Consider the following 8,861-nt stretch of genomic DNA (forward strand, 5'->3'; position numbering starts at 1 on the left):
GCTCATCTCCATGACCATGACGACTTCGCCTCGCGAATTGCCGCATCAGCCCTGGGGCCGCGTGCGCCAGTCCCGCCGCACCGCCGACCGGCTGATGAAAATCATCGCCACCGGCTTCACCTTCACCGCCATCTTCGTGCTGTTCTGGATCCTCGGGATGCTCGTGGTGAAGGGCATCGGCGGCCTTTCGCTCGCGACCTTCACGGCGGTCACCCCCGGCCCCGGCACGGAAGGCGGCGGCATCGCCAACGCCATCGTCGGCTCCTTCGTGCTGACCTTCCTCGGCATCGCCATCGCGACGCCGATCGGCGTGCTGGCCGGCACCTGGCTCGCGGAATACGGCCGCGGCTCGAAGCTCGCCAACCTGATCCGCTTCATCAACGACATCCTGCTCTCGGCGCCGTCGATCCTGATCGGCCTGTTCGTCTACGTCATCCTGGTCGAGCCGTTCCGCGGCTATTCGGGCTGGGCCGGCGGCGTCGCGCTCGGCATCATCGCGATCCCGGTCATCGTGCGCACCACCGAGGACATGCTGAACCTCGTCCCCGGCCCGCTACGCGAAGCTGGCGCCGCGCTCGGCGCGCCGCCCTCCGTCGTCATCACCTCGGTGACCTGGCGCGCGGCCAAGGCCGGCATGGTCACCGGCATCCTGCTGGCGCTCGCCCGCATCGCCGGCGAGACCGCGCCGCTGCTCTTCACCGCGCTCAACAACAATTTCTGGTTCTCGCCGACGCTCACCGGCGGCGTCTCCAACCTGCCGGTGACGATCTATCAGTTCGCCTCCGCCCCTTACGAGAACTGGCAGCAGCTCGCCTGGGCCGGCTCGCTCATCATCACCGTCTCGATCCTCGTGCTCTCGCTCGTTGCCCGGCGTATCGTCGCCGGCAGCAAGTAGAGCTTGAAACCAACCCGGTCGCGACCGACCTTGAGGACCCATGTCGATGCTTTCGACCCTTGAACTCTCCCCCCAGTCGCTGGATGCCGAGGCGCCCGTCCGGATCGCGGTGAAGAACCTCGATTTCTACTACGGCGAGCACAAGGCGCTGAAGAACATCAACCTCGACTTCCGCGACCGGCACGTCACGGCGCTGATCGGCCCCTCGGGCTGCGGCAAGTCGACCCTGCTGCGCATCTTCAACCGCATCTACTCGCTCTATCCGGAGCAGCGCGCGGAAGGGCAGATCATGCTCGACGGCCGCAACATCATCTCGAACGACGTCGACGTGAACGAATTGCGCTCGCGCGTCGGCATGGTCTTCCAGAAGCCGACGCCGTTCCCGATGTCGATCTACGACAACGTCGCCTTCGGCATCCGCCTCTACGAGAAGCCGCCGAAGTCGGAGCTCGACGACCGCGTCGAGGGGGCCCTGCGCCGCGCCGCGCTCTGGGACGAGGTCAAGGACAAGCTGAAGAGCTCGGGCATGGGTCTCTCCGGCGGCCAGCAGCAGCGCCTGTGCATCGCGCGCACTATAGCGCAGAAGCCGGAAGTGATCCTGTTCGACGAGCCGACTTCGGCGCTCGACCCGATCTCGACCGGCAAGATCGAGGACCTGCTGGAGCAGCTCAAGAGCGATTTCACCATCGCCATCGTCACGCACAACATGCAGCAGGCGGCGCGCATCTCGCAGTACACGGCGTTCATGTATCTCGGCGAGGTCATCGAGTTCGCGCCGACCAACACGATCTTCATGAACCCCGCCAAGAAGCAGACCCAGGACTACGTCACCGGCCGTTTCGGCTAAGCGGCGACGAGGAGGACTACGCCATGACCGACCACATCGTCCGCTCCTACGACGCCGATCTCGAAGGTATCCGCCGCAGCCTCGCCGAAATGGGCGGCATGGCCGAGCGCATGCTGGGCGACTCGACCGTCGCGCTCGTTCGCCGCGATACCGCGCTCGCCCAGAAGATCATCTCGGCCGACCAGCGCCTCGACAACCTCCAGCGCGAGGTCGAGGAGAAGGCCGTGCTCACCATCGCCCGGCGCCAGCCCCTGGCGCAGGACCTGCGCGAGCTGATCTCGGCGATCCGCCTCGCCTCTGACATCGAGCGCGTCGGCGACCTCGCCAAGAACATCGCCAAGCGCGCCGTCGCCATCGCCGGGCAGTTCCAGCCGCCGCATCGCGCGGTTGTCGGTCTCGAGCATATCAGCCGCCTGGTGCAGGCCCAGCTCAAGGACGTGCTCGACGCCTATGCCGCGACCAACGAGCAGAAGGCGCTCGAGGTCTGGAAGCGCGACGACGAGATCGACGCGCTTTACACCTCGCTGTTCCGCGAGCTCCTGACCTATATGATGGAGGATCCGCGCAACATCACGTTCTGCACGCATCTCCTGTTCTGCGCCAAGAACATCGAGCGCATCGGCGACCACACCACCAATATCGCCGAGACCATCCACTACCTCGTCACCGGCGATTCCCTCGACGTGAACCGGCCGAAGCTCGACACGACCAATATCGAGGTCGAAGCGGTGACGGGAAACTAAGGTCGGAGCCATCATGGCCGCACGCATCCTGATCGTCGAGGACGAGGAGCCGCTCACCCTGCTGCTGCGCTACAATCTCGAGGCCGAGGGCTTCGAGGTCGACAGCGTCGCACGCGGGGACGATGCGGAGCTGCACCTGCGCGATCACACGCCTGACCTCGTCCTGCTCGACTGGATGCTGCCGGGTCTCTCCGGCATCGAGCTCTGCCGGCGCCTGCGCTCGCGGCGCGACACCGAACGTGTGCCGATCATCATGCTGACGGCGCGCGGCGAGGAGACCGAGCGCGTGCGCGGGCTCGCGACCGGCGCCGACGACTATGTCGTCAAGCCGTTCTCGCTGCCGGAATTGATCGCACGCATCCAGGCGCTGTTGCGTCGCGCGAAGCCTGGCCATGTCGCGGGGCTGCTCGCGGCCGGTGACCTCGAACTCGACCGCACGACGCGCCGCGTCCGCCGCGCGGGCAGCGAACTGCATCTCGGGCCGACCGAGTTCCGCCTGCTGGAATTCCTGATGCAGGCGCCGGGCCGGGTCTATTCGCGGGCGCAACTCCTCGATGCCGTCTGGGGTCGTGACGTCTATATCGACGAGCGCACGGTCGACGTCCATGTCGGGCGGTTGCGCAAGGCGATCACGCCGGGCGACGCCAAGGACCCGCTGCGTACCGTGCGTGGCGCCGGCTACGCGTTCGACGAGACCTTCGCGCGCAGCGGCAGCGCCTGAGCCTTAGGCGTCCGGTCCACCCTCGATGTCGCCAGCCCAGGTCAGCGCCTTGTCATAGTCCTCGGGCTTGAAGGCGCGGACCTTGACGAAGGGGATCGCCGGGTCGAGCAGATCGACGAAGCCAGCGAGCCAGCCCTTGTTGGTGATCACCGCCTCCTTCGGGAAGCGCCTGAGTTCCCAGAGCTTGCCGAGGCTGTAGCGCGCGTCCTTCCAGGCTGCGGCCAGCGTCATGTCGGTGAAATCGGTCATGTCGGCGAGAATGCCGAGCTTCTCGTGGCGGGCGAGCCGGGCTTCGATATCGGCCATGATCGCGTCGAGATCCTCGCCCGTCAGCGTCTGCGACAGGCGATAGGCGGCGACATGGTCCGGCGCGGGCAGGATGGTGAGCATGGCTCCTCCTCCTTCTTTGCGACAACGCGCGGATGACAGCGAAGTTTCGCGGGCGATCAGGCGGATGAAGGCGGCGCACGCGTGGCGGCGTCGAAGCTTTCGGCCTCGGCGCGCAGCCAGGCGATGAAGGCATCCAGGCCGGGGCGTGAAGGCTGGCCGAGAGGGCGGGTCAGCCAGCAGCCGATGGCGCTGGTGAAGCCGAGGCCCAGCGGGTTGACGAGCGCTCCGGAGGCGAGCTCCTCGGCGACATAGCAGCGCGGCGCCAGCGCGAAGCCGAGGCCTGCGACGGCCGCGCTGGTGATCACGGAATAATAGCCGTAGCGCACGGTATGCTCGGGCACCGCGCCACGCAGGTCGTGCGCCTCGGTGAACTCGGCCCAGAATGTGGGCATCTGGTAGTGCTGCAGCAGGGTCGCCTTCTGGATGTCGGCGGCACGGCGGAAGCCGCCCATCCGTTCGATCAGGCTCGGCGCGGCAACGAGCGCGACATCGCGGCCGAACAGGAAATGGGCCTCCTTGCCAGGCCAGGGCGGGACGCCATGGGCGATCTCGATATCCGGCTCTTCGGTCTCGCTCTCGCTGACATAGTTGGTGAACTGCACGTCGACGCCGGGATGGGCTTCCGCGAACGCTGGAAAGCGCGCCATCAGCCAACGCTCGCCGGCGATCGCGACCATATGCAGGCGGATCGGCCGGGCGATGGCATTGCGCTCCGCCAGACGCCGCGCGCCGCGCTCCATCTGCTCAAGCGCGGCTTCCGCATAGGGCAGGTAGATCGCACCGGCTTCGGTCAGCTTGAGGCCGAGCGGGCTGCGATCGAACAGGACGGCGCCGAGATGGTGCTCCAGCGAGAGAATCTGCTTGGAGACGGCGCTCTGGGTCAGGTTGACCGCCTGGGCCGCGCGCGCGGTCGAGCCTAGTCTTGCGACGGTGGCGAACGCCCGGAGAGCGGCGGCTGACGGAGGGGGCCGGCCGGCCGCCATGGGGTATTCCTTTTTGGACTATCTCGGCGGAGATCGTTTCGTTTGCCGGGCTCTCGGTCAAGAGGTCATTCTTCCCGGCGGGAGGAGTGACATCATGAACCAGACGACCCGCCTCTGGGGCGGCCGCTTCCGCAAGCAGCCGGATCCGCGCCTGATGAAGCTGTCGAGCGCCGCCGGCGAGCATGCGAGGCTGGTGCCGCAGGATGTCGCGGGCGGCAAGGCACATGCGGCCGAGCTCGGGCGCGCCGGCCTTCTCTCCGCCGAGGAACTCAAGACCATCCTGACCGCGCTCGACGGTATCACGCGCGACACGGTTGCGGGGCGGATCGCACCGGGGCCGGATGACGAGGACGTTCATACCTTCATCGAGCGCATCCTGACCGAGCGCATCGGCACGACCGGCGCCAAACTCCGCGCCGGGCGCTCGCGCAACGATCAGGCCGCCAACAATCTCAAGCTCTACCTGCGCGAGAAGTCGCGTTCGCTCGCCGGGATGCTGGTGGAACTGCTGACCGCGATCGCCGATCAGGCGGAGGAGCATGCGGCGTCGGTCTGTCCCGGTTTCACCCATCTCCAGAGCGCGCAGCCCGTCACCTTCGGGCATTGGCTGATGGCGCATGGCCAGGTGCTGATGCGCGATGCCTCGCGCCTGACCGATTGGGAGAAGCGCTCGGGCCAGTCCCCGCTCGGGGCGGCGGCGCTTGCGGGCTCGGCGATCACGTTGAACCCCGAGCTCAGCGCCAAGGCGCTCGGCTATGACGGGCCGTTCGAGAATTCGGTCGATGCGGTCGGTGCGCGCGACCATGTGGCGGAGTTCCTGTTCGTCGCGGCGATGCTGGCGACCAACCTGTCGCGGCTTGCCGAGGAGGTGACGCTGTGGACCTCCCGGCAATTCGCCTGGGTGACGCTGGACGACGCCTTCGCGACGGGATCCTCGATCATGCCGCAGAAGAAGAACCCGGATATCGCCGAGATCTCGCGCGGCCGGGCGGCAAGGCTCGCCGGCGATGTCGTCACCATGCTCGGCGCGCTGAAAGGGCTGCCGCTATCCTATAACCGCGACCTCGCGGAAGATAAGCGCACGGGCTTCGATGCTGTCGACGTGCTTGAGGAGGTTCTGCCGGCCTTCGCCGGGCTGATCGCCAGCATGAGCGCCGATGTCGCGACGATGCGCGCGCAGGCCGGCTCGGGCTTCGCTCTCGCGACCGAGGTCGCGGATCACCTCGCCCGCCAGGGCGTGCCCTTCTCCGAGGCGCATGAGATCACCGGCGCGCTGGTGCGCTATTGCGAGGAGATGGGCCGCGAACTTGAATCGCTCGATGCCGTCGACCTGCGCGCTGTCGATCCCAGGCTCGATGCCGGTGTCCTCGACCATCTGACACTGGATGCTGCGGTCGCTGCGCGCAGTGGCCATGGCGGTACGGCGCCGGAACGGGTGCGCGAGCAGATCACGCGCTTCCGCGGCAAGCTCGCCGATCTCGAAACCTGGAGCCGGGAGACGCAGCGATGAGCGACGCGACATCGCCGATCAGCAGCCGCGACCTCGCGGCTGTCTCGCATCTCAGGATCGTGCCGCGGCGCTTCTACGGGCGCTGGGTCGCCTCAGCGATCATCCTCGCCATCCTCGCCTGGGTGGTGATGGCCTTCGTCGAGGGCGATATCGCCTGGCCGGTGGTCCGGCAGTTCTTCACCGCGCCGGCGATCATCGCCGGCCTCGGCAACACGCTGATCATGACGGTCTGCGCGATGACGCTGGGCGTCGTGCTCGGCGTCGTCTTCGCGATCATGTACATGTCGCCGAACCCGGTGCTGCGCAGCGTCGCGCTGTTCTACATCTGGTTCTTTCGCGGCACGCCGCTGCTGCTGCAGCTCCTGATCTGGTTCAACCTGGCGCTGGTCTTCCCGACCATCGGCATTCCCGGCCTGTTCTCCTGGCGCACGATCGACATCATCGGGCCGTTCATGGCGACATTGCTCGGACTCGGGATGAACCAGGGCGCCTATACCGCCGAGGTGGTGCGCGGCGGCATCCTCTCGGTCGATACCGGGCAGACCGAAGCGGCCAAGGCGATCGGCATGACGCGGCTCACCACCCTGCGGCGGATCGTGCTGCCGCAGGCGATGCGCGTCATCATCCCGCCTGTTGGTAACGAGGTGATCAGCATGGTCAAGCTGACCTCGGTCGCCAGCGTGATCCAGTATGCCGAGATCCTGCGCAATGCGCAGACCATCTACTACGCCAACGCGCGCGTGATCGAGTTGCTGATCGTTGCCGCCGGCTGGTACCTGCTCGTGGTGACGATCTTGCAGGTCGGACAGTATTTCCTCGAACGCCATTTCTCGAAGGGGCGGGGAGGGCGGCGCGCCAAGCGCGCCGCGGTGCAGGAGGGCGCGGCATGAGCGCGGTCGAGACCCAGGCGAAGGCCGACAGCGCGATCGTCACGATCGCCAATGTCAGCAAGATCTTCGGCGAGCTGAAGGCGCTGAACAATGTCTCGCTCGCGATCGAGCCGGGGACGGTCCAGTGCATCATCGGGCCGTCCGGCTCGGGCAAGTCGACGCTGCTGCGCTGCATCAACCAACTCGAGAAGATCGACCAGGGGGCGATCCGCGTCGATGGCGAACTGATCGGCTATCGCCGCGTCGGCGACGAACTGCACGAACTGACCGATGCCGAGATCGCGCGCCAGCGCCTCGTCACCGGCATGGTGTTCCAGCGCTTCAACCTGTTCAACCACATGACGGCGCTGCAGAACATCGTCGAGGGGCCGCTGACGGTGCTGAAGCAGCCGCGCAAGCAGATCATCGCCGAGGCGATGGCGCTGCTGGAGCGTGTCGGCCTTGCCGACAAGCGCGACTCCTATCCGAGCGAGCTCTCCGGCGGGCAGCAGCAGCGCGTCGCCATCGCCCGTGCGCTGGCGATGAAGCCGAAGCTGATGCTGTTCGACGAGCCGACCTCGGCGCTCGATCCCGAGTTGGTCGGCGAGGTGCTCAACGTCATGCGCGATCTCGCCGCCTCCGGCATGACCATGATCGTCGTGACCCACGAGCTCGGCTTCGCCCGCGAGGTCGCTGGTGATGTCGTCTTCATGGACAAGGGCGAGATCGTCGAGCAGGGCCCGCCGCAGACCGTGCTCGTCGCGCCCAGGCAGGCGCGCACCCGCGACTTCATCGCCGCCGTCCTGAAGTGACGGCGACGGTATTCGTTTCAAGAGAGGGAGAGACCACATGCTTCGTTTGACCATCGCTGCCGCGCTGCTCGCCGGCACCGCGCTCGCCGCGCAGGCTCAGGCCCTGCCGGACCGCATCAAGACCGCTGGCAAGATCGTGATCGCGACCCAGCCGAACTATCCGCCGATCGCCTTCAAGGATGTCGCGACCAACCAGCTTTCGGGCTTCGACATCGAACTGGGCGAGGCCATCGCCAAGGAGCTCGGCGTCAAGGTCGAGTGGCAGGAGACCGCCTTCGCCCAGATGCTGCCCTCGCTGCAGACCGGCCGCGTCGACGCGGTGATGGCGGGCATGAGCGACCTGCCGGCGCGGCGCGAGACCGCCGACTTCATCGACTACATGGATTCCGGCGCGCAGTTCTACACGGTCACCGCCTTCAAGGACACGATCAAGACCCCCGAGGATCTCTGCGGCAAGAGCGTCGGCGCTAGCCGCGCGACCAACTGGCCGCGCCAGATCGGCGAGTGGAGCGAGGCGAACTGCGTCGCCAAGGGCAAGCCGGCGATCAACGTGGTCGGCACCGAAGGCTCGGTCGATGCCCGCACCCAGCTCAAGACGCAGCGCCTGCAGGGCGGCGTCCAGGGCAGCGAGACGATGAGCCATTTCCAGAAGCTCGAGCCCAACACCTATATCCCGCTCGGCAAGCCCTTCACCCATTCGCTCGCCGGCATCCCCTTCGCCAAGACGGCGGAAGGCACGCAGCTGCGCGACGCAGTCAAGGGCGCGCTCGATCGGCTCCAGGCCAACGGCACTTATGACGCGCTGATCCAGAAATACGGCCTGCTCGACAACGCAGTGAAGCCGGTCAGCATCAACCAGGGCAAGTAAGCCTCGCGCTGCCCCGATGCCGGCTGAACTATCATCGGCTTCATGACGACAATCCAATCCCGGCCAGGCCTCGCTTGTGCCGGGATTTTCGTGTCCGGCCCGTGGAGGGCTCATTGCGCTCCAGCGCGTGGCGGGCTTGCGATGACGGCAGGGCTGCCGTAACCCGGTCAGGTCTTATCCGGATCGCCAGCGCCCGCCGTCATGTCAGCCTCGATCACCGACC

10 protein-coding genes are annotated in these 8,861 nt (G+C 66.8%); 8 read left to right on the forward strand and 2 right to left on the reverse strand.

Annotated elements, in window-relative coordinates:
- Window positions 1-10: 10 nt before the first annotated feature.
- The 4 genes from pstA to phoB are packed head-to-tail and all read left to right on the forward strand — an operon-like array spanning window position 11 to window position 3,206.
- On the forward strand, window positions 11-895 hold the full coding sequence (pstA, locus tag Q0Q36_RS12460; protein ID WP_293798496.1) for a phosphate ABC transporter permease PstA: 885 nt from the start codon (window positions 11-13) through the stop codon (window positions 893-895).
- Between the two features lie 40 nt (window positions 896-935).
- Entirely contained in the window at window positions 936-1,742 is an 807-nt protein-coding gene (gene pstB, locus Q0Q36_RS12465) for a phosphate ABC transporter ATP-binding protein PstB (RefSeq protein WP_113584893.1), read from the forward strand.
- A 23-nt stretch (window positions 1,743-1,765) separates the two neighbouring features.
- Complete coding sequence (gene phoU / locus Q0Q36_RS12470) at window positions 1,766-2,485, forward strand: phosphate signaling complex protein PhoU (protein ID WP_257731083.1); 720 nt, start codon at window positions 1,766-1,768, stop codon at window positions 2,483-2,485.
- Between the two features lie 13 nt (window positions 2,486-2,498).
- Complete coding sequence (gene phoB, locus Q0Q36_RS12475; RefSeq protein ID WP_291654759.1) at window positions 2,499-3,206, forward strand: phosphate regulon transcriptional regulator PhoB; 708 nt, start codon at window positions 2,499-2,501, stop codon at window positions 3,204-3,206.
- Between the two features lie 3 nt (window positions 3,207-3,209).
- On the opposite strand, the gene Q0Q36_RS12480 is transcribed toward phoB, so the two are convergent.
- Together Q0Q36_RS12480 and Q0Q36_RS12485 are read right to left on the reverse strand one after the other, a co-directional pair.
- Window positions 3,210-3,596 (reverse strand): STAS/SEC14 domain-containing protein, encoded by a 387-nt coding sequence (locus Q0Q36_RS12480; protein ID WP_293798497.1) that lies wholly within the window; start codon window positions 3,594-3,596, stop codon window positions 3,210-3,212.
- Between the two features lie 56 nt (window positions 3,597-3,652).
- Entirely contained in the window at window positions 3,653-4,579 is a 927-nt protein-coding gene (locus Q0Q36_RS12485; RefSeq protein ID WP_293798498.1) for a LysR substrate-binding domain-containing protein, read from the reverse strand.
- Between the two features lie 94 nt (window positions 4,580-4,673).
- On the opposite strand from Q0Q36_RS12485, the gene argH reads away from it, so the two are divergent.
- The 4 genes from argH to Q0Q36_RS12505 are packed head-to-tail and all read left to right on the forward strand — an operon-like array spanning window position 4,674 to window position 8,638.
- A complete protein-coding gene (gene argH / locus Q0Q36_RS12490; protein ID WP_293798499.1) occupies window positions 4,674-6,089 on the forward strand; it encodes an argininosuccinate lyase in 1,416 nt (471 codons plus the stop codon).
- Window positions 6,086-6,979 carry an amino acid ABC transporter permease gene (locus tag Q0Q36_RS12495; protein WP_293798500.1) on the forward strand — a complete coding sequence of 298 codons (894 nt, stop codon included), beginning with the start codon at window positions 6,086-6,088 and terminating at the stop codon, window positions 6,977-6,979. Before argH ends, Q0Q36_RS12495 begins: the two co-directional genes overlap by 4 nt.
- Window positions 6,976-7,770 (forward strand): amino acid ABC transporter ATP-binding protein, encoded by a 795-nt coding sequence (locus Q0Q36_RS12500; RefSeq protein ID WP_293798501.1) that lies wholly within the window; start codon window positions 6,976-6,978, stop codon window positions 7,768-7,770. Before Q0Q36_RS12495 ends, Q0Q36_RS12500 begins: the two co-directional genes overlap by 4 nt.
- 37 nt (window positions 7,771-7,807) lie before the next feature.
- Window positions 7,808-8,638, forward strand: a complete 831-nt coding sequence (locus Q0Q36_RS12505; protein ID WP_265056055.1) for an ABC transporter substrate-binding protein — start codon at window positions 7,808-7,810, stop codon at window positions 8,636-8,638.
- The last annotated feature ends 223 nt before the right edge of the window (window positions 8,639-8,861 follow it).

It is taken from the genome of uncultured Allobosea sp., assembly GCF_945957345.1.
In the GTDB taxonomy this organism is placed as follows: domain Bacteria; phylum Pseudomonadota; class Alphaproteobacteria; order Rhizobiales; family Beijerinckiaceae; genus Allobosea.